Below are 19259 nucleotides of genomic sequence, written 5' to 3' on the forward strand. Positions count from 1 at the left end.
GACCGCCCGGCTAGGCCGCGGCGGTCCGTTTTCATGGCCTATCCTGCTCCACCAGCCCCAACCGCGGCACCACGGTTCCGGCCGCCAGCACCGTGCCCGGCGACAACACCGCGTTGGCGCCCACTCTCACGCCGTCGCCCAGCAGCGCGCCCAGCTTATCCAGCCCCGGCAGCAGCACTTCGCCGGCCACATGCAGCCGGATAGCCTTGTCGGCGCGCTCGTTCCAATGATTGGCGAGGATGGCGCCGGCCTCCAGATTGACGTCGGCGCCCAGCACAGAGTCGCCGACGAAATTGAAATGGGCAAGACGGCTGCCCGGCCCGACGATGGAAGTCTTGATTTCGCACCCCGGCCCCACTGTCGCGCCGGGACACAGCACTACGCCGCCGCGCAAGTAGGCATGGGCGGCCACCCGGCAGCCTGGGCCGATCCAGATCGGCCCCTTCAGGATCGCGCCCTCCTCCAGCACCGCGCTGCGGTGGATCATGGACTCGCCATCGACCATCCAGTCATCCGGAAAAGCGCCGCGCCTTTGCGCAGCCAGCAGGGCGGACAAGTCTGCCAGCCATTGCCACGGCGCCATCGTCTTATCCAGCCAGGGCAAGACCTGGGCCACCGAGTGCAGCAGGCGGTGCAATTCCGGCATCGAACTCTCCTGTAGGCAAAAGTCCGATTTAACGCCCGCAGGCGCGGGCTGGCAAGCCGCCCAAAACAAAACTGCCGCTCCCTCGCGGGAACGGCAGTCTGTATTCGCGCGCCGATGTCAGCCCATCGACGCGGCCTTTTCTAATCCCTTGCGGTATTAGAAGGAGTGAACCATGTTCAGGCCCACGCCGCGCAGCTTGTTGCCGGTGCTGGAAGCGTCGCTGCCATTGTTGAAGATGGCTTTGTCAGCCTTCACTTCGCCGTATTGCAGGCCAACCGTGGTGCGCTTGGACATTTGGTAATCCACGCCGACCAGGAACTGCTTGTAGCCGGTGTTATCCACGCTCACGCCGTCCTTGTCGTAGTCCTTGGCCTGAGCGTAGGTGATCTTCGGCGTGAAGGCGCCCAGAGTGTAGGCGGCGGTCAGCGCGTATTCCTGCGACTTGTACTTGCTGCCATCGCCGTTCGGAACCGCATTGTTCTGCAGGAAGCTCAGCGGGGTGATGGAGCTGTCGCCGCGGTCGTTGCGGTAACCGAAGGCCACCAGCAGGTTGTTGGCGTTGTAGCCGGCTTCCAGACGATGGCTGTCGTTGGACTGGGAACGCACGCCGGCGATGGTCACCGGGGTCTGGTGGATGTACTGGTACTTGCCGAAGAAGCCGCTGTTCTCGTAGGACAGGCCCAGGTTGTACAGCTCGCGGGAGCTGTCGCTCGGCGCGCCGGCGAAGGAAGCGGTCTTGTCTTCCTTGGTGCCGTACAGGAAGGCGCCCTGGAAGCCGTTGTAGTTGGCGGTGTCGAAGCGGACAGCGTTCTTCACGCGGACGTCGTCGCGGGTGAAGGCGTTCAGTTGCAGCGCATTGCTGGAGCTTTCCCACGGGTTCACGACGCTCATGTTGGAGTCGCTGAAGGTGGAGATGTTGCCCAGGCGAACCTTGCCGTAACCGGTATCCAGACCGACGAAGGATTCGCGGCTGGCGAACGTGCCGTAACCTTGACGGTTGGTGCCGTCGATGTCGAAGCCGCTTTCAACCTGCCAGATGGCCTTCAGGCCATTGCCCAGGTCTTCGCTGCCTTTGAAGCCGATGCGGGAGCCCATGTCATCGACGTTGGTCTTGTTGACGCCGCCGGCATCGACATTTTCCACGCCGGCCTTGATTTGGCCGTAGATGGTGACATCAGCGAATGCGGCAGCCGGCAGAGTGGCAACCGCCAGGGCGATCAGAGTTTTTTTCATGGTGAACAATCCTTGTGGCTTGTCTTAGAAAGCGATTGAATACTAATTCCGTCGATTGATATATGCAAGTGAACACTTCGGTACTATGTTGTAAAAACACATCACAAGCAGCAAAAATACAACACTCGCACCCAAGCATGAAATCATGTCCAAACTTAACAAATATGTGTCAATTTGTTGCTTAATGAACTTTAACAAAGCCATTAACGGCGAAACAATGTCAAAAATCGAAAAAAAAGGCCCACGCTTGTGGGCCTTACAAAAGGATAGACTTGACCTGAGCCTGCTCGAACCTAAGAAATTCAGACATCAACCAGACTCAATTTAGAGTGTACTCGCTTTCGTTTTTCGAATCAATTTCCCCCGACACCCTGTTTGTCAAACATTGTTAAGCGCGCGCGCCCGCCCGTCATCGCCGCGCTGCGCCGGGCTCGCCGCTCAACGCTCCGAAGCCGCATCCCGCAGCGCAGGGAAATGCAGCTCCGCGCACAATCCCCCCATCGGGTGATTGAACAAGAGGATGTCGCCATGGTGTTCCCGCGCGATGGCGCGGGAGATCGCCAGCCCCAGTCCGCTGCCGCCGGTGTGCCTGGCCCGGGAATGCTCCAGCCGGACATAGGGCTCGAACACGCGCTCCAGGTCGGCCTCGGCGATGCCGGGACCATGGTCGCGCACCGTGATCTCGATCCGGCCGGCGCGCTCGCGCAGCGCCACTTCCACCACGCCATCCCCGCCGTAGCGCCGGGCATTCTCCAGCAGATTGGCGATGGCCCGCCGCAAGGCCTGCGGCCGCGCGTACAACGGCCTGACCGGCTCCGCCTGGTACGCCACCTCCGCGCCCAGCGCCTCGATGTCTTCGATCACGCCCTCGAGCAGCGCGCCCACATTGAGCAGCACGGCATTCTCGTTGCCCTGCCCCATGCGCAAATAAGCCAATGTGTCGCCTATCAATTGGTCCATCTCGGACAGGTCCCGCTCTATCGCTTGGCGGGCGCTGCCCTCCTCCAGCTGCTCCAGCCGCAGCCTGACCCGGGTGATGGGCAGCCGGAGGTCGTGCGAAACGCCCGCCAGCATCTGGCTGCGGGTCTGCAGGTAGCGCTGCAGCTCCTGCTGCATGCGGTTGAAGGCCCGGGTGGCGTTGACCACTTCCTGGGTGCCGGTCTCCGGCAACGGGGGTTGGTTCAGATCGGACGCCAGCCCGCTCGCCGCCTTGGAGAACAGCGACAAGGGACGCGTCAGCCGACGCACCGCCCAAGCGGACGCCGCCGCCACCACCAGGGCCACCAGCAGCAGCCAGGCGGTCACCCGCCACGGCGTTTCCGCCGCGCTGGATATCTGGCCGATGCGAAAGGTCACCACGGTGCCGTCGCGCAGCTGCGCCTGCACCGTCGCCATCTGGATCTTGAACTCCGGCCCGCCCTCGCCCAGCTTGTTGGGGAAAGCCTGAACCCAGAACTGCTTGCCCGGCGTGAACACATGCCGGCCCGGCTCGACGAAGGGCCTAAGCAAGTCCTCCGCCGCATCGGGGGAATCGTCGCGGAACGACAGCACCTGCAATCGGAACGGGGAGCCGAGATCGGCCAGGATCAACTCGCGCAGCTTCCCCGCCTCCGGCAGGCTGGTCTTGCCTCCCGCCAGCCAGGGGTGGTCGAGCAGCACCTGGGCGTTGGGCGAGGTCAGCGCGCCGGCCAGCTTGGGCCGGCTGGCGGCGGCGGTCTCATCCAGCAGATTGATCATGTCCGCCAGGTGCTGCGCCACATACTCGGCGCGCAAGGTGCGGCTGAGCCGCTCGCGGTCGGTCAGCACCAGCGCGATGCCGATCACGTTGGCCAACAGCACGCTGGTCAGCAGCGTCAACAACAACTGGCCGTACAGGGTGCGAGGCAGACGCCTCATCGCACCGGCACCACCTCGCAAGCCAGCATGTAGCCGCCGCTGCGTATGGTCTTGATCAGCAGCGGCTCGCGCGCGTCGTCTCCCAGGCGGCGGCGCAGGCGGCCTATCATCACGTCGACGGTGCGATCGAACGGACCGGCTTCCTTGCCGTTCATCGCCTCCATCAATTGATCGCGCGACATCACGCGCTGCGGATTTTCGGCCAGCGCCTGCATCAGCTTGAACTCGCCGCCGGACAAGGGCGTCACCACGCCGCCGCCGTCGACCAGGTGCTGGGCGCCCAGCTCCAGCCGCCAGTCGCCGAACTGCAAGGCGCGCAGCGCGCTGTTGTTGCGGCGCTCCTCCACCCGGCGCAGGATGCTGCGCACGCGGGCCAGCAGCTCGCGCGGATTGAACGGCTTGGGCAGGTAGTCGTCGGCGCCCATTTCCAGGCCGATGATGCGGTCCAGCTCGTCGCCGCGCGCCGTCAGCATCAGGATGGGCATATTGGAGCGGGAGCGCAGGTCGCGGCACAGCGTCAGGCCGTCCGCGCCCGGCAGCATCAGGTCCAGGATCAGGATGTCGAACGATTGCTCGGCCAGGGCGCGGTTCATCGCCTCGCCATCGCCCACCGCGGAGACAACCATGTCCTGGCGGCTCAGATAATCGCTAAGCAGATCGCGCAGATCCGGATCGTCATCGACAATAAGTACGCGGGAAGCTTGAGACATCGGCAGTTCCTAAGGTATCGGGAGTTGGTCACGAAGGTGTCGCCTGCAAGCGCGACAACGGCGCGGGCGCCATCTTCTGGCGCCCGCGTTCTCAAGGTTGGAGTAACCGAACTGTCAATTGGTTCCGCTGTCCGTCTCCAGACGGGTGCGATGCCAGGAATAGACGATGCCGCCCGCCAGCAGGGATACCGTCGCCAGCAGCGACCAGGCGGTGGGCAGCTTGAACGCCACCAGGCCGGCATCGTGCAGGTACACCAGCCCCACCTTGACGCCTATCAGCACCAGCACCAGCGCCAGCGCGTACTTCAGATAGTGGAAGCGGTGCACCATCGCCGCCAGCGCGAAATACAGCGCGCGCAGGCCCAGAATGGCGAAGATGTTGGAGGTGTAGACCAGGAAGGGATCCTGGGTCACCGCGAAAATGGCCGGGATGCTGTCCACCGCGAACACCAGGTCGGCCGACTCCACCAGGATCAGCGTCAGCAGCAGCGGCGTCGCCCACCAGCCCCTGGCCAGCCCGTGGCGCTCGCCGCGCACCAGGAAAGCGTTGCCATGCAGCGCCGGCGTCAGCCGCATCCGGCGGCGCAGCCATTGGTAGAACTTCTGCTCCGCAAGCGGCGTGGCCTCATCGTCGCCGGAAAACAGCATCTTCAAGCCCGCCCACAGCAGGAAGATGCCAAACAGCAGCAGCACCCACTGGAACTCGGCAACCAGCGCCGCGCCGGCGCCTATCATCAGCGCCCGCATCAGGATGGCGCCCAGAATGCCCCAGAACAGCACCCTATGCTGGTAGGCGCGCGGCACGGCCATGCTGCCGAATATCAGCGAAATCACGAACACATTGTCGAGAGACAGCGACTTCTCCAGCAGATAGCCGGTGAAATACTGCACGCCGGCGTCGGCGCCGCGATACCACCACACCCAGCCGCCGAAGGCCAGGCCGATGCCGATGTAAAACGCCGACAGCTTCAGGCTGTCGCGCACGCCGATCTCGCGGCCGCTCTTCTGCAAGATGCCGAGATCGAAGGCCAGCAGCGCCAGCACGCCGGCCAGAAAAGCCAGCCAGGTCCACAGCGGATAGCCCAGCGCGGGGGCGGTCAGAAAATCGATCACTTCAACACTCCATTCAATTCATCAATGTGGGGCGGCGGGATACGCCGCCCGCTCCGTCAACCGCGGCCTTCCAGCGCGGCGATGCGCTCCTCCATGCTCGGGTGGGTGGCGAACAGGCCCAGCAGGCCGCGGCCGCCGGCGATCCCGGAAGCCGCCATGCTCTTGGGCAAGCCGTCGGCCTCGATGCCGCCCAGACGACGCAGCGCGTTGGCCATCGGCACGGGCGAGCCCAGCAGCTCGGCGGCGCCGGCGTCGGCGCGGAACTCGCGCTGGCGGGAGAAGTACATCACCACCACGGAAGCCAGGATGCCGAATACGATCTCGCAGACGATGACCGTGATGAAATAACCGATCCCGGTGCCGGCGGAACCGTTCTCCTCGTCGCGCTTCAGCCAGCTGTCCACCAGGTAGCCGACCACCCGGGCCAGGAAATAGACGAAGGTGTTGACCACGCCCTGGATCAGCGTCAGCGTCACCATATCGCCGTTGCGGATGTGGGCGATCTCGTGCGCCAGCACCGCCTCCACTTCCTCCTCATTCATATTGGCCAGCAAGCCGGTGGACACCGCCACCAGCGAGTTGGCGCGGCTGGGGCCGGTGGCGAAAGCATTGGGCTCGCCCTCGTACACCGCCACCTCCGGCATCGGCAGGCCGGCGCGGTCGGCCAGCTTGCGCACAGTGTTCAGCAGCCAGGCTTCGGTCTGGCCGGACGGCTGCGTGATCACCCGCGCGCCGGTGCTCCATTTGGCCATGGTCTTGGACAGGGCCAGGGAAATGAAAGCGCCGCCGAAACCCAGCACCGCCGAGAACATCAGCAGCATGCCCAGGTTCAGGCCGCCGGCGGTGACGAAGCGATCCAGGCCCAGCAATCGCACGCTCAGGCTCAGAACCAGCATCACCGCGATGTTGGTCACAATCAGCAAAATCACCCGTTTCATGTTTCATTCTCCAAAAAGTGGAACGCGGCCCGGTCTTGCGCCGGAGCCATGCTGCAGTGTATGACAGATAAAGCATCGAAAAAATAAAGTATTATCTGAATAATTCTTCGAAATTTTCGAATAGACATGGACAGGATCAATTACAAGCATCTGCACTATTTCTGGCATGTGGCGCGCGCCGGCAGCGTCACCCGCGCCGCCGGCCAGTTGAACGTCAGCATGCAGACCATCAGCGGACAGATCACCAAGCTGGAACAGCAACTGGGACGTTCGCTGTTCCGCCAGCAGGGCCGCGGCCTGGCATTGACCGAGGCCGGCCGGCTGGCGCTGGATTACGCCGACCGCATCTTCCTGCTGGGGGAAGAACTGGAGACGGCGCTGGCCGACCCGCTGCTGGACCAGACGCTGAGATTGGCCGCCGGCATTTCCGATGTCGTGCCCAAAGGCATCGCCAGCCGGCTGCTGCGGCCGGCGCTGCGCACCAACGGCCGTTTGCGGCTCAGCTGCGGCGAAGGCGACTTCGATGAGCTGATCGGCGAACTGGGCCGCCACCGGCTGGACCTGGTGCTGGCGGACCGCCCCGTGGCCAGCGGCGAGCAACAGCAGTTCCAATCCTGGCCGCTGCTGCGCTGCCCGGTGCAGCTGCTGGCCGCGCCGGAGTTGCACGCCCGCTGCCAGGCCGGATTCCCGGCCAGCCTGGAACAGGCGCCGCTGCTGCTGCCCAGCCGGGACAACGTGCTGCGCCGGCAACTGGAGCACTGGTTCGACGCGAACGGCGTCCGGCCCGACCTTGTCGGCGAATTCGATGATCATGCGTTGATGGAAACATTCGCCCGCCAGGGACTGGGATTGTTGCCGGCGCCGGTTTCGCCCGACGGCGAAGCCGACCATCCCGGCCTGTTGCCGCTGGGCGCGCTGGACGGCGTGTGGGAGCACTATTACGTCACCGCCAGCCGCCGCAAGCTGCAGCACCCCGCGCTGCAGGCGATTTTGCAAGCCTGGACATGAGCCGCTGTGCCATGCAGGCGACAGACGGACCCGGCGGGCGGACCAGCGGCGGCGGCGGCGATTCCGCCGCGGGGAGTCTTGGCTGATAATGGATTGAAGCACTTCGCCGGCGCGCGCGCCGGGCAACAGATTGAGCATCATGGACAAGAAACAAGGTTTCACCCTGCTGGAGCTGTTGATCGTCATGGCCTTGCTGGCCATCGTCCTGGCATTCGCCGTGCCGGCCTATCAAAGCACCGTGTCCAGCAACGCGGTGATGTCCGAGAGCAACAATCTGTACGGCGACATCCTGTCCGCGCGCAACGAGGCGCTCAAACGCGGCCAGGTCGTGCTGGTCTGTCCTTCCTCCGACGGCGCCAACTGCAATACCGTCGCGCCGGCCAGCACGAATTGGGCTGGAGGCTGGATCGTGCTGCAAGCGGTCAACAACAGCTGCGGCGACACCAGCGGCACCGTGCTGCGCAGGCAGCAGGCCTTCGGCAGCGGCGACAGCGCCGTCTACAGCAACAGCGCCTATCCGTCGCTATGCTTCAACCGCATGGGCTACGCCCCGTCCAGCAACGTCGGCATGCTTACCTTCAACACGCCCGCCAACCAGGCCAGCAGCCGACGCTGCGTGGCGCTGGCGGCGGTCGGCCACCCCCAGGTGCTGGCCAGCGGCCAGACCGACAGCACGGGACAATACACATGTCCATGAGCGCGCCCCGCCAGAGCGGCTTCAGCATGCTGGAAGTGCTGGTGGCGCTGATCGTGATCTCGCTGGGCCTGCTCGGCATCGCCGGCATGCAGGCCGCCGCCATCAACAGCACCAGCATCGCCCGCAGCCGCAGCCTGGGGGCCATCGCCGCCCAGAGCATGGCCGCCGCGATGCACGCCAATACCGCGTACTGGGGCGCGCTGAGCGCCAGCGGCAGCTGGAGCGTCAGCGCCTCCGGCGTCATCAGCGGCACGCCTTCCTTGAGCCAGACCGTGGTCTGCTCCGCCTCCGGCACCACCTGCACCGCCGCCAATATCGCCGGCTACGACGCCACCCAGTGGGGCAGCGGCACCATCAGCGCCCTGCCCGGCGGCAGCGGCCAGATCGCCTGCAACCCAGCTTCCAGCGCCACGCCAGTGGTCTGTACCATCACCGTGTACTGGCTGGAAAAAAGCCGCTCGGTCAACGCCGCCTCGATGACCGCCGCCACGGCCAGCCAGAGCTACCAGATGGTGGTGGTGCCATGAACGCCGCCCGGCAGCGCGGCAGCGGCCTGATCGAGGTGATGGTAGCCATCGCCATCGGCCTGGCCTTGCTCGGCATCCTGACCATGATCTTCAGTTCCGTGCGGCTGACCAAGACCAGCCAGTCCGGCCTGGCCCAGCTGCAGGACAACCAGCGCACGGCGATGACCCTGATCAGCAGCATCGTGCAATCCGCCGGCTACTACCCCAACCCGCAAACCCAGACCGCGGCGCAAGCGCTGCCGGCCGGAAACGGCTTCGCCGCGGGGCAGTCGATCATCGGCACGTCTGGCGCGTCAGGCGCGCCGGACACCCTGAGCGTGCGCTTCGCCTCCCAGGTCAATGACAACACCCTGAACTGCAACGGCGCCGGCGGCAACGGCCAGATCTACATCAATCAATTTGCCGTCAACGGCTCGAAACAGCTCACCTGCGCGGTCAACGGCGGAACCGCCCAGGTGCTGGTGGACGGCGTCAGCGGCATGAAGGTGCTGTACGGCGTGGATGAAACCGGCGCCGGCTCCACCACCCACTACTACCCGGCCTCCAGCCTGCCGGCCGGCGCCGCCGTGCGCTCGGTGTGGGTGACGCTGACCATGATCAATCCGCTGGCCAATCAACCCGGCCAGCAGTCCACGGTGACCATGTCCTGGCTCACCGGCCTGATGAACCAGCTATGAAGCGCCATCTCCATCGATCCCGCTGTTGCCGTCCACGCGGCTTCACGCTGATCGCGGCGCTGATGATGCTGATCGTGATCACCATCATCGGCATCGCGCTGATGCGCAGCAGCGGCCTCCTGGGCAAGCTGGCCGGCAACACCCGCGAAAAGGGCCGCGCCTTCGAGGCCGCGGAAGCGACGCTGCAATACGCGGAGTGGTGGCTGAACCAAGGCGGCAACGCCGGCGCCGCCGCCAATTGCAGCGGCAGGCAAAGCACGCTGCAGGTCTGCAACAACGCGCTGTCCAACCCGACCGCCACAACATCGTGGGGCAACGCCGGCTATACCTACACCCCGCCCTTCATGACCGCCTCTGCCAGCGGCGGCGGCCAAACCTATTACCAGTCCCCCCAGCTCTACATCCAGTATCTGGGCCTGAACGCCGCCGGCAGCGGCGCGATCTACCAGCTCACCGCGATAGGCTACGGCGGCAACGCCGCGTCGGTGGCCGTGCTGCAAAGCACCTACACGCTGTACTCCGGCACCACCAACCTGGGGAAATGACCATGCGACCCGATGCCCCGCGCCTCACCCTCAGCCTGACGGCGCTGTTGGCCGCAAGCCTGTGGCCGCAAGCCGCCGGCGCGGTCACCGTCAGCGACAACTTCACCGGCGGCAGCGCCCAGCTCAACTGGCTGGTGTTCGGCGGCGCCTGCATGACCGCCGGCAACGGCAGCGGCACCATTCCCGCCTGCGGCAGCAAGGACCCCAGCGGCAACACCCAGATAGGCGGCTACAGCGGCACCCTGCCCGACTCCAACGGCAACGGCGCGCTGCGGCTGACCAACAGCGCCGGCAGCCAGTCCGGCGCCATCGTCTACAACAGCCTGTTCCCGTCCAGCAGCGGCCTGCAAGCCACCTTCACCAGCTACACCTACGACGGCGACTCCGGCGGCAGCGCGCGCAACGGCGCCGACGGCATGAGCTTCTTCCTGCTCACCGCCATCCCCAGCGCCGTCGGCTCCTTCGGCGGCAGCCTGGGCTACAGCTGCTCCAACGTGAACTCGCCGTACAACGGCATCATCGGCGGCTACCTCGGCCTGGGCATGGACGAGTATGGCAACTTTCCCAACGGCGGCTACTACAACGACAACACCTCCAGCGGCCCCGGCGCCAAGCCGCAGAACATCTCGCTGCGCGGCGCCGGCTCGGTGGCCGCCAGCTCGCTGGGCACCCAGTTCGGCCGCAGCTTCAGCGCGTCCATGGTGCAAAGCGTGTGCCGAAACGGCAACTACAACGGCACCAGCGTGATGAACTATCCATTCATCAGCATCCCCGGCACCAGCGGCGGCGTCTATCAGCTGCCGTCCAGCCAGCCCATGGCCAACGAATCGGCCACCAGGCGCGGCCAGGCGGTGCCGATCAGCTACAAGCTGAAGATCACGCCGGCCAACCTGCTCAGCCTCTGGTACAGCTACAACAACGGCGCCTACGTGCCGGTGATCACCAACTACGACATCAACAACACCGCGGTCAGCGGGCCGCTGCCCAGCCAGATCACCTTCGGCTTCGCGGCGTCCACCGGCGCCAGCCGCAACGTGCATGAGATCAGCTGCTTCCAGGCCCAGCCCTTCACCCAGTCCGCCAGCTCCAGCGGCCTGAACAGCCAGCAGACCACGCTGATCCGCACCGGCACTCAGCAATATGTAGCCAGCTACCACGCCGACAACTGGTGGGGTTCGCTGGCGTCCTACGCCTTGCAGGGCAATACCAGCACCGGCCAGGTTTCGGTGGCCAGCACCGCCACCTGGGACAGCTCCTGCGTGCTGACCGGCGGCAGCTGCGCCACCACCGGCGCCAGCAACATGAACGCGCAGACCAGCCGGGCCATACTCAGCTGGAGCGGCAGCCAGGGCATCCCCTTCCAATGGGCGAACCTGACGGCTGGCCAGCAAAGCGCCATCAGCCCGGACGGCAACGGCTCCGCTCGGGTGTCCTACCTGCGCGGCGCGCGCGGCAACGAGGTCACCACGCTGGGCAGCGGCCTGTTCCGCGACCGGGACAGCGTGCTGGGAGACCTGATCAACAGCAGCCCGATCTGGGTCGGGCCGCCGCAGAACAACTATCAGGCGACCTGGAGCGACAAGCTCTACCCCTCCGCCTCGCCGGCGGAAAACGCGACCGGCGCCCAGACCTATCCCGCTTACCAGAGCGCGAACGCCACCCGGACCAACGTCGTCTACAACGGCGGCAACGACGGCATGCTGCACGGCTTCCGCAGCGGCGCGAACGACGCCAACGGCAACTACGTGGCCACCAACAACGATGGCCAGGAAGTGCTCGCCTACCTGCCGGCCGCGGTGCAGGCCAACACCGTCCAGTACAGCAACCCCACCTATCCCCACCAGTATTTCGTCGACGCCACCCCCGTCGCCGACGACCTGTTCTACAACAGCGCCTGGCACACCTGGCTGATAGGCGGCCTCGGCGCCGGCGGCCAGGCGATATACATGCTGGACGTCAGCAATCCGGCCAATTTCTCCGAAACCAACGCCGCCAGCCTGGTGGTGTCGGAAATCAACAGCGGCACGCTCAGCTGCGTCAACAAGGCCACCTGCGGCAACGATCTGGGCTACACCTTCGGCACGCCGGTGATCGCCCGCTTCCACAACGGCCAGTGGGGCGCGGTGTTCGGCAACGGCTACAACAGCGCCAACGGCCACGCCGTCATCTTCATCATGCTGGTGAACAGCAGCGGCGCGCCCAGCTTCTACGAGCTGGACACCGGCAGCGGCAGCGCCAACGATCCCTCGGGCGCCGGCGGCAAGAACGGCATCTACTACACCACGGTCGCCGACCTGGACGGCGACAACACCGCCGACTACATCTACGCCGGCGACCTGTTCGGCAACGTCTGGCGCTTCGATGTCACCGGCAGCACGCCGTCCAGCTGGTCGGTATCGCAGTTCGGCAAAGGCGCGGCCTCGCCGCTGTTCACCACCCAGTACACCTATTGCAGCAGCGCGCAGATCAGCGCCGGCAGCTGCACGCCCAGCCTGCAGCCGATCACCAGCAAGCTGCTGGTAACGGCCATCCCCACCGGCAACACCAGCCCGCGGGTGCTGGTGTCGTTCGGCACCGGCCAGAAAATACCGTTCACCACCAACTCCGCCGACGTCTACGCCGGCGGCACCCAGAGTCTGTACGGCGTCTGGGACTGGGACATGTCGGGCTGGAACACGCTGACGGGCCAATCCGCCTATTACAGCCAGGCGGCCCCCACCGGCGGCCTGACCGTGCGCCCGAGCAATCTCACTGCCCAGACCGTCGCCGCGTCCTACAGCTCGACGCTGGGCTCGGTGCAGGGCTACCGCGCGCTGTCTAACAACGCCGTCTGCTGGCAGGGCGTCAGCAGCTGCTCCAGCTACGGCTGGCTGCTCAACCTGCCCGGCAGCAATGAGCAGGTGATCTACAACCCGGTCAGCCAGCTGGGCACCTTCACCGTCAACACCACCATTCCGCCCAACAGCAATCCGTCGTCGTGCACGGTGTCGTCCGCCACCGGCTTCACCATGTCGCTGAACCCGAAGACCGGCGGCGCCACCCTGCGCTCCTATTACGCCAACGATTCCGGCAATTTCAACGGCATCAGCGGCAGCGTGATCGACGGCATCGCGGTCAATATGGCGGGCTCGCCCAGCGTGGTCCGCTTTCTGGGCAATTATTTCGCGATCGGCAGCAGCATCAGCGGCGGCCCGGTCGCCACCCCGCCGCAGATCAATCCGGCAGCGTTCGACCTGCATGCCAGGCTGAACTGGATAGAGCTGCGCTGAGACGCTAGAGACAAAACCATGAAAAAAAAGCCTGAAGGATTTTCCCTGCTGGAACTGGTGATCGCGCTGGCCGTGCTGGCATTGCTGGTGTCCATCGCCCTGCCCTCGTACCGCAGCTTCATGATGCAGTCCAACCGCACCGCGGCCAAGACCGCGCTGCAGGACCTGGCCAGCCGCGAGGAAAGCTATTTCGCCATCAACAACAACTACGCCAGCCAGCTGGCCACTCTGGGCTATGCCAGCGGCACGGTCTACGTGCCTGGCAGCGGCAATAATCTGTACGCGCTGTCCATCGCCAGCGCCACGAACAGCACCTTCGTGCTGAACGCCGCGCCGCAGGGCAGCCAGGCCCAGGACAGTTGCCAGACCTACCAGCTGGACAATCTGGGCAACCAGAGCAATATCGCCAACGGCTCCAGCGGCACCCCGCTGAACGTCAGCGGCTGCTGGTGACGGGCAAACAAAAACGGCGCCTGAATGGCGCCGTTTTGGCTTGATCGCGGTCCAGCGCGGCTCAGTCGGCCAGCAGCTTGTTCACCACATCGATGTATTCCTGCATCGCCGCGGCGCCATCCTTGCCCTTCAGCTTTTCCCAGGCGTCGAACTTGGCGCGGTTGATGAAGTCCATCATGCCCGGGCGCTCGCCGGTGGCGTCGCCTTCGGTCGCTTGCTTGAACAGCGCGTACAGCTGCAGCAGGGTCTGGTTGTCCGGACGCTCGGACAGGGTCTTGACGTCGGCCTGGGCCTGGGTGAAGAGAGTCTGCAGATCAGACATGGCGTTTCCTTTGTCGATTGCCGGGACGGTTGGCTCCGTCCCTGGCGGTGTTAGCCCTCCGGCATGCGCCGGAACGGGGGACAATGTAGCATGAAGCGGGCTCAATGCGACAGGGGCGGCGGCGCGGCCTCCGTCTGCGGCTCGATCCGTATCCGCTTGTAGCTCTTCACCGCCCGTCCGTCCTTGCGCGCCGGCTGGTAATCCGCGCCGCGGAAAACCGGCGCGACGGCATCGGCCAGCTTGGCATTCACCTCGCCCTCGAAACGCACCGCGTCCACCCTGCCGCCGGCGCCGATGAACACCAGCACCTCGATCGGCTGCGTCGACCCGCTCAAAACCACATCCGGCAGCGCGATGCGGCCGCGCTCCTGCGCCAGCTGGTCCAGTTCCCTGGCCGGGTAATAGATGTCGGCGCCCAGACGCAATCTATCGTCTCCGATGTCTTCCGGAGGCATGTCGTCCTGCTCGGGCTGGGGCGCTTCCGCCAGCGGCGGCGCGATCGGCGGCGGCTCGGCGGCGGCCGGCGCCGGCTCGCCCCGCAGCCGCACCCGCAGCGCCTCATGCCAGCCGCTCCATTGTCCGGGCCGCAGCGGCAGCCACAGCAGCGCCGCATGGACGAGCAGGGACAACCACAGCGCCAGCAGCAGCCGTTCGGTCGTGTTCCAGCGCCTCATCCCTCTCCCCGCTCCGCGCAGCCCGCCATCAAAAACGGGACCCATGAAACCGGCCCCGTCGCTGTTGGCTTACTTGGCGTTCAGCAGCTGCTCGATGTCGCCGCCGTCGATCGCGCCCGGCACCATGCGGCCATTGGCGAACACCAGCGCCGGCGTGCCGGTGATGCCCATCTTCTCGCCCAGCGCCTGGATCTTGTCCAGCGGCGTGTCGCAGTTGTCCGGGCCGGTCAGCGGCTTACCGTCGCGCATGAAGGCGGTCCAGGCGGCGGCCTTGTCGGCCGAGCACCAGATCTGCTTGGACTTGCGCATCGCGTCCGGATGCAGCTGGGTCAGCGGGTAGAGGAAGGTGTAGATGGTGACATTGTCGATGTCCTTCAGGCTCTCGCGCTCCAGCTTCTTGCAGAACGGGCAGTCCGGATCGGTGAACACCGCCATCTTGCGCTCGCCCTTGCCGCGCACGTCCTTGAACGCGTACTGGAACGGCAGCGCGTTGAAGTCCACCTTGGACAGCTCGGCCATCTTCTTCTCGGTCAGGCTTTCCTTGTTCTTGGCGTCGATCAGGTCGCCGACGAACAGATAGCTGGCGTCGCTGTTGACGTACACCACCTGGCGGCCGTCCACCACCAGCTCGTAGATGCCCTTGACCGGGGTGGCGCTGACGCTCTTCACCTGCTTGCCGGGAAAGTGATTCAGGAAAGCCTTCTTCACGTCCTCGACATTGCCGCCGGCGGCTTGGGAGCAGGCGGCCAGCGACATCAGCATCGCGCTGGACAGGGCCAGCGTTTTCATTCTCTTGTTCATCGATCAGGGGTCCTTTGGGATATCAGTATCCAATCGCCTGCCTGGCGAACTGCCGTTTCAACGGGGTCAGGCAGTTGGTCAGGGACAGGCCGGTATTGCGCAGCCATGGCAGACCGGGCAGTTTCGCATGGAACAACCGGTACAAGCCATCGCAGCCGAGTTGCATCGCGGCCACCGCCTCGCGGCGCTGGCGCTGGTAGCGGCGCAGCAGCATCCAGTCGCCGCAATCGGGCGCGGCGCCCAGCAGCGCGGCCAGTTGGGCCGCGTCCTGGAAACCCAGGTTGACGCCCTGCCCGGCCAGCGGATGGACGGTGTGGGCGGCGTCGCCTATCAGCGCCACCCGCTCGCTGACCACCGCCTCGGGCTGGATCAGCCGCAAGGGGAAGGCCGCCGCCGGCGTGAGGGTCGCAAACGCGCCCAGCTGGCGCCCGCCGGCCTCCGCCACGCGCGCGGCCAATTCCTCGTTCGACAGCTGCAGCAGCGACTGCGGATCAGGAGTGGACCAGACCATCGATATTCGGTTCCCTGCCATCGGCAGCCAGGCGAGGATGCTGTCGCCGAAAAACCATTGCCGCGCCACGCCTTGATGCGGCTGCTCGCAGGAGAAATTGGCCACCACGCCGCTCTGGCCATAAGGTTTGACGCTGGCCTGCAAGCCCAGCTGACCTCTTACCCAGGAGTTGGCGCCGTCGGCCCCCACCAGCAGCTCGGCCGCCAGTTCGCGGCCATCCTCCAGCTTCAGCCGGGCTTCGCCAGGCGTCGTGGCCAGCGCCTGGGCGCGGGCGCCGGTGATCAGCTCCGCGCCGCCGTCGCGCAGCTGCGCCCACAGCGAGGCCAGCAGCCAGCGGTTCTCGACGATCCAGGCCAGCGCGTCGGCGTCGGCGTCGCGGGCCGAGAACGAGATCCGCCCGCCGGCGTCGCCGCGCACGTCCATCGACGCGATGGTGCCGATCCGCGCCATGTCGGGCCAGGCGCCCATGCCATCCAGGAAACGCCGGTTGGCCGGGCTGACCGCGTAGACGCGCGCGTCCCAGCCCTGCTCCAGTCCATCAACGGCGGGCTCGCCGGCCTCCAGCAGCGCCACCCGCTTGCCGGCGCGCGCCAGCGCCAGGGCCAGGCTGGCCCCGACCAGGCCGCCGCCGACGACGACCGCGTGATATTTGTCGTAACGCATCGTTTATCCCCGCACGCCGAACACCAGGTGGCCGGCGAATTTGCGCCGCAAGGACGGCAGCGCGTCCAGCGCCGTCATGCCGACGCCGCGCAGCCGGCTCATCAGCGGGTGATGGCCGTCGAACAGCTTGATCAAGCCATGGGTGAAGCCGACCACCGCGTGGCTGTCGAGCTTGCGCGAATCCGCGTAGCGCTTCAACGCGCGCGCGTCGCCGGCGTCGGCTGCGTTCTCCAGCGCGTCGGCCAGGCCGACCGCATCCCGCAAGCCCAGATTCAGGCCCTGAGCCGCCACCGGGTGCATGGTCTGGGCGGCATTGCCGATCAGCGCCACCCGCCCGCTGGTCACCCGGTTGGCCTGGCGCAGCGCCAGCGGGAAACTGGCCCTGGGCCCGATCGACAATATCCGTCCCTGGCGCTCTCCGAAAGCCTGCTGCAGCTCGTCGCGCAATACCGCCGCGTCGGCGGCGGCCAGCCGCTCGGCATCGGCCTGGCTGCGGGTCCACACCAGCATGTAGCGCTCGCCGTGCGGCAGCAGCGCGAACGGCCCGGCGTGGGCGAAGCGCTCGTACGCCACGCCCTGGGGCGGCAGTTCGGTCTCCACCTCGGCCAGCAGCGCGCACTGACGGTAATCATGTGTCAGCCGGCGGATGCCCGGCAGCGTCTCAGCCAGCGCGCCGCCCTCGGCCAATACCAGCAGGCTGCCGGTCAGCAGCTGCTTGCCCTGCGGCGTTTCCACCTCGGCGCATGCGTACTGGCTCAGACTCTTCACCGCCGTCACCCGGCATTGCCATATCACCTGCACGCCCGCCGCCTCCAGCGCGCCGCCCAGGCCAGCGACCAAGGCCGGGTAATCGACCACCGCGCCCAGGTGCGGCAGACCCAGGTCCGCGCTGTCCAGCCGGGTGCGGCCGCAACCGCCCTGCTGCGACACGTGGACGGTGTCTATCGCCGTGGCCGGCAGGTCGGCCGGCCAGGCGCCGGCCTCTTCCAGCAGGCGGCGGCTATGCCAGGACAACGCCAGCGCGCGGGCGTCGCGCACCTCGGCGTCTTTCGCGCGCGCCTCCAGCAGCAGCACGCTGCGGCCCTGCCGCGCCAGCCTCAAGGCGGCCAGCGCGCCCACCGGGCCGCCGCCGACGATCAGCACATCGGCATGTTCACTCATCGTAGAATCCATCGTCCTTACTCCCCGCGCATCAGCGCCTCGATCCCGGCCACCGTCTTGGGCGCCGCCGCGGTATACACCTCGTTGCCGTCCGCGGTCACCAGCACATTGTCCTCGATGCGCACGCCGATGCCGTGGAACGCCTCAGGCACCCCGGGCGCCGGCCGGATGTACAGGCCCGGCTCTATCGTGGTGCACATGCCCGGCTGGTAGCGGCGCCATTGCCCGTCGTGCTTGCGCTGGCCGACATCGTGGACGTCCAGGCCGATCAGGTGGCCGATGCCGTGCATGTAAAACTGGCGGTAGGCGCCGGATTCGATCACGCCATCCGCGCTGCCAGCCAACAGTCCCAGATCCACCATGCCCTGCGCCAGGACTTCGAGCGCCGCGTCGGACGGCGCGTGCCAGACCGCGCCCGGCTTCACCGCGTCGATTCCGGCCTGCTGCGCCGCCAGCACGATCTCGTACACGTCGCGCTGCGGCCCGCTGAAGCGGCCGTTGGCCGGAAAGGTGCGGGTGATGTCCCCGGCGTAGCCGCGGTATTCGCAGCCGGCGTCGATCAGCAGCAGCTCGCCGTCGTTGATCCGCGCGTTGTTGGCCACGTAGTGCAGCGTGCAGGCGTTGGCGCCGGCGGCGACGATGCTTTCGTACGCTGGCTGGCGGGCGCCGTGGCCGACGAAAACGTGCAGCAGCTCCGCTTCCAGCTGGTATTCGCGCATGCCGGGACGCGCGGTACGCATCGCCTGCACGTGGCCGGCGGCGGAGATCTCGCCGGCGCGGCGCAGCAGCGCGATCTCGGCCTCGTCCTTGACCATGCGCATTTCGTCCAGCAGCGCGCGCAGGTCTCCGTAATGCGCGGGCGGCCGGGCGCCGGCGCGCGAACGGCCGCGCACCGCGTCCAGCCAGCGGTTGACGCGGCGGTCGAAGGCCTCGTCGTGGCCCAGCGGCCACCACAGCTGGCTGCGGTCGGCCAACAGGTCGGGAACCCGTTCGGCCATCTCGGACAAGGGATAGGACTCGTCGAAGCCGAACATCTCCTTCGCGCCGTCCGGCCCGTAGCGGAAGCCGTCCCAGATTTCCATCTCGGGATTGCGATCGCGGCAGAACAGCACAGAATGGCCGCTGCGGCCGTCGAGCAGCAACACAGCCTCCGGCTCTTCGAAACCGGTCAGGTACAGGAAATGGCTGTCGGCGCGGTAGGGATAGTGATTGTCGGCGTTGCGCACCGCCACGGGGGCGGTGGACAACAAGGCGACGCCGTCGCCTATCTGGGCCAACAGGCGCTTGCGGCGTTCGGCATGCGGCTGGTGCATGGGCAATGAAATCCTTGCGGGAACGGGTCGTGCGGGGCAAAACGCCAGTTTACACCGGGCCGGCGCGCGGCCCAAGCGGCGCGGGCATGAAAAAACCCGGCC

19 protein-coding genes are annotated in these 19259 nt (G+C 66.3%); 7 read left to right on the forward strand and 12 right to left on the reverse strand.

Annotated features, from left to right (window positions below; translation table 11 throughout):
• Positions 1 to 31: 31 nt before the first annotated feature.
• The 6 genes from CV_RS15240 to htpX form a co-directional block, all read right to left on the reverse strand.
• Positions 32 to 646 (reverse strand): hypothetical protein, encoded by a 615-nt coding sequence (locus CV_RS15240; protein ID WP_011136650.1) that lies wholly within the window; start codon positions 644 to 646, stop codon positions 32 to 34.
• Positions 647 to 802: 156 nt separating this feature from the next.
• Positions 803 to 1879 carry a porin gene (locus tag CV_RS15245; RefSeq protein ID WP_011136651.1) on the reverse strand — a complete coding sequence of 359 codons (1077 nt, stop codon included), beginning with the start codon at positions 1877 to 1879 and terminating at the stop codon, positions 803 to 805.
• Between the two features lie 438 nt (positions 1880 to 2317).
• Complete coding sequence (locus CV_RS15250) at positions 2318 to 3775, reverse strand: ATP-binding protein (RefSeq protein ID WP_011136653.1); 1458 nt, start codon at positions 3773 to 3775, stop codon at positions 2318 to 2320.
• The gene (locus CV_RS15255; protein WP_011136654.1) at positions 3772 to 4485 is read right to left on the reverse strand and encodes a response regulator; all 714 of its coding nucleotides are present in this window, start codon (positions 4483 to 4485) and stop codon (positions 3772 to 3774) included. Before CV_RS15255 ends, CV_RS15250 begins: the two co-directional genes overlap by 4 nt.
• A 114-nt stretch (positions 4486 to 4599) precedes the next feature.
• Entirely contained in the window at positions 4600 to 5598 is a 999-nt protein-coding gene (locus CV_RS15260) for a TerC family protein (RefSeq protein ID WP_011136655.1), read from the reverse strand.
• Between the two features lie 56 nt (positions 5599 to 5654).
• Entirely contained in the window at positions 5655 to 6536 is an 882-nt protein-coding gene (gene htpX / locus CV_RS15265; RefSeq protein WP_011136656.1) for a protease HtpX, read from the reverse strand.
• A 126-nt stretch (positions 6537 to 6662) separates the two neighbouring features.
• Here htpX and nhaR point away from each other — a divergent pair, with 126 nt between their 5' ends.
• The 7 genes from nhaR to CV_RS15300 all read left to right on the forward strand — a co-directional run bounded on the left by nhaR (position 6663) and on the right by CV_RS15300 (position 13712).
• On the forward strand, positions 6663 to 7544 hold the full coding sequence (nhaR, locus tag CV_RS15270) for a transcriptional activator NhaR (protein ID WP_011136657.1): 882 nt from the start codon (positions 6663 to 6665) through the stop codon (positions 7542 to 7544).
• 139 nt (positions 7545 to 7683) lie between these two features.
• Positions 7684 to 8241, forward strand: coding sequence for a GspH/FimT family pseudopilin (locus CV_RS15275; RefSeq protein ID WP_011136658.1), 558 nt, complete (start codon positions 7684 to 7686; stop codon positions 8239 to 8241).
• Positions 8232 to 8768, forward strand: a complete 537-nt coding sequence (gene pilV, locus CV_RS15280) for a type IV pilus modification protein PilV (protein WP_011136659.1) — start codon at positions 8232 to 8234, stop codon at positions 8766 to 8768. The genes CV_RS15275 and pilV overlap by 10 nt, the downstream gene beginning before the upstream one ends.
• Positions 8765 to 9445, forward strand: a complete 681-nt coding sequence (locus CV_RS15285) for a PilW family protein (protein WP_043596450.1) — start codon at positions 8765 to 8767, stop codon at positions 9443 to 9445. Before pilV ends, CV_RS15285 begins: the two co-directional genes overlap by 4 nt.
• The gene (locus CV_RS15290) at positions 9442 to 9990 is read left to right on the forward strand and encodes a pilus assembly PilX family protein (RefSeq protein ID WP_043596451.1); all 549 of its coding nucleotides are present in this window, start codon (positions 9442 to 9444) and stop codon (positions 9988 to 9990) included. The genes CV_RS15285 and CV_RS15290 overlap by 4 nt, the downstream gene beginning before the upstream one ends.
• Positions 9991 to 9992: 2 nt before the next feature.
• A complete protein-coding gene (locus CV_RS15295) occupies positions 9993 to 13259 on the forward strand; it encodes a pilus assembly protein (protein ID WP_052278852.1) in 3267 nt (1088 codons plus the stop codon).
• Between the two features lie 18 nt (positions 13260 to 13277).
• Positions 13278 to 13712, forward strand: a complete 435-nt coding sequence (locus CV_RS15300; RefSeq protein ID WP_011136663.1) for a type IV pilin protein — start codon at positions 13278 to 13280, stop codon at positions 13710 to 13712.
• Between the two features lie 61 nt (positions 13713 to 13773).
• On the opposite strand, the gene CV_RS15305 is transcribed toward CV_RS15300, so the two are convergent.
• The 6 genes from CV_RS15305 to CV_RS15330 all read right to left on the reverse strand — a co-directional run bounded on the left by CV_RS15305 (position 13774) and on the right by CV_RS15330 (position 19157).
• On the reverse strand, positions 13774 to 14034 hold the full coding sequence (locus CV_RS15305; RefSeq protein ID WP_011136664.1) for an acyl-CoA-binding protein: 261 nt from the start codon (positions 14032 to 14034) through the stop codon (positions 13774 to 13776).
• A gap of 101 nt (positions 14035 to 14135) precedes the next feature.
• Positions 14136 to 14708, reverse strand: a complete 573-nt coding sequence (locus CV_RS15310) for a hypothetical protein (RefSeq protein WP_043596452.1) — start codon at positions 14706 to 14708, stop codon at positions 14136 to 14138.
• Between the two features lie 69 nt (positions 14709 to 14777).
• Complete coding sequence (locus tag CV_RS15315; RefSeq protein ID WP_227590048.1) at positions 14778 to 15497, reverse strand: DsbC family protein; 720 nt, start codon at positions 15495 to 15497, stop codon at positions 14778 to 14780.
• Positions 15498 to 15531: 34 nt separating this feature from the next.
• On the reverse strand, positions 15532 to 16683 hold the full coding sequence (locus tag CV_RS15320) for a UbiH/UbiF family hydroxylase (RefSeq protein WP_011136667.1): 1152 nt from the start codon (positions 16681 to 16683) through the stop codon (positions 15532 to 15534).
• A gap of 3 nt (positions 16684 to 16686) precedes the next feature.
• Entirely contained in the window at positions 16687 to 17844 is a 1158-nt protein-coding gene (locus CV_RS15325) for an FAD-dependent oxidoreductase (protein WP_115610161.1), read from the reverse strand.
• A gap of 17 nt (positions 17845 to 17861) precedes the next feature.
• On the reverse strand, positions 17862 to 19157 hold the full coding sequence (locus CV_RS15330; protein WP_011136669.1) for an aminopeptidase P N-terminal domain-containing protein: 1296 nt from the start codon (positions 19155 to 19157) through the stop codon (positions 17862 to 17864).
• Between the last annotated feature and the right edge of the window lie 102 nt (positions 19158 to 19259).

Source organism: Chromobacterium violaceum ATCC 12472, from assembly GCF_000007705.1.
GTDB classification, from domain to species: Bacteria; Pseudomonadota; Gammaproteobacteria; order Burkholderiales; family Chromobacteriaceae; genus Chromobacterium; species Chromobacterium violaceum.

Excerpts from the sequence above, each read along its gene's own strand:
- CV_RS15295 (WP_052278852.1), top strand. The coding sequence starts at position 9,993 with ATGCGACCCGATGCCCCGCGCCTCACCCTCAGCCTGACGGCGCTGTTG.
- CV_RS15330 (WP_011136669.1), bottom strand. The coding sequence starts at position 19,157 with ATGCACCAGCCGCATGCCGAACGCCGCAAGCGCCTGTTGGCCCAGATA.
- CV_RS15240 (WP_011136650.1), bottom strand. The coding sequence starts at position 646 with ATGCCGGAATTGCACCGCCTGCTGCACTCGGTGGCCCAGGTCTTGCCC.
- CV_RS15275 (WP_011136658.1), top strand. The coding sequence starts at position 7,684 with ATGGACAAGAAACAAGGTTTCACCCTGCTGGAGCTGTTGATCGTCATG.
- CV_RS15285 (WP_043596450.1), top strand. The coding sequence starts at position 8,765 with ATGAACGCCGCCCGGCAGCGCGGCAGCGGCCTGATCGAGGTGATGGTA.
- CV_RS15250 (WP_011136653.1), bottom strand. The coding sequence starts at position 3,775 with ATGAGGCGTCTGCCTCGCACCCTGTACGGCCAGTTGTTGTTGACGCTG.
- CV_RS15325 (WP_115610161.1), bottom strand. The coding sequence starts at position 17,844 with ATGAGTGAACATGCCGATGTGCTGATCGTCGGCGGCGGCCCGGTGGGC.
- htpX (WP_011136656.1), bottom strand. The coding sequence starts at position 6,536 with ATGAAACGGGTGATTTTGCTGATTGTGACCAACATCGCGGTGATGCTG.
- CV_RS15300 (WP_011136663.1), top strand. The coding sequence starts at position 13,278 with ATGAAAAAAAAGCCTGAAGGATTTTCCCTGCTGGAACTGGTGATCGCG.
- CV_RS15310 (WP_043596452.1), bottom strand. The coding sequence starts at position 14,708 with ATGAGGCGCTGGAACACGACCGAACGGCTGCTGCTGGCGCTGTGGTTG.
- CV_RS15255 (WP_011136654.1), bottom strand. The coding sequence starts at position 4,485 with ATGTCTCAAGCTTCCCGCGTACTTATTGTCGATGACGATCCGGATCTG.
- nhaR (WP_011136657.1), top strand. The coding sequence starts at position 6,663 with ATGGACAGGATCAATTACAAGCATCTGCACTATTTCTGGCATGTGGCG.
- pilV (WP_011136659.1), top strand. The coding sequence starts at position 8,232 with ATGTCCATGAGCGCGCCCCGCCAGAGCGGCTTCAGCATGCTGGAAGTG.
- CV_RS15320 (WP_011136667.1), bottom strand. The coding sequence starts at position 16,683 with ATGCGTTACGACAAATATCACGCGGTCGTCGTCGGCGGCGGCCTGGTC.
- CV_RS15245 (WP_011136651.1), bottom strand. The coding sequence starts at position 1,879 with ATGAAAAAAACTCTGATCGCCCTGGCGGTTGCCACTCTGCCGGCTGCC.
- CV_RS15315 (WP_227590048.1), bottom strand. The coding sequence starts at position 15,497 with ATGAAAACGCTGGCCCTGTCCAGCGCGATGCTGATGTCGCTGGCCGCC.
- CV_RS15305 (WP_011136664.1), bottom strand. The coding sequence starts at position 14,034 with ATGTCTGATCTGCAGACTCTCTTCACCCAGGCCCAGGCCGACGTCAAG.
- CV_RS15290 (WP_043596451.1), top strand. The coding sequence starts at position 9,442 with ATGAAGCGCCATCTCCATCGATCCCGCTGTTGCCGTCCACGCGGCTTC.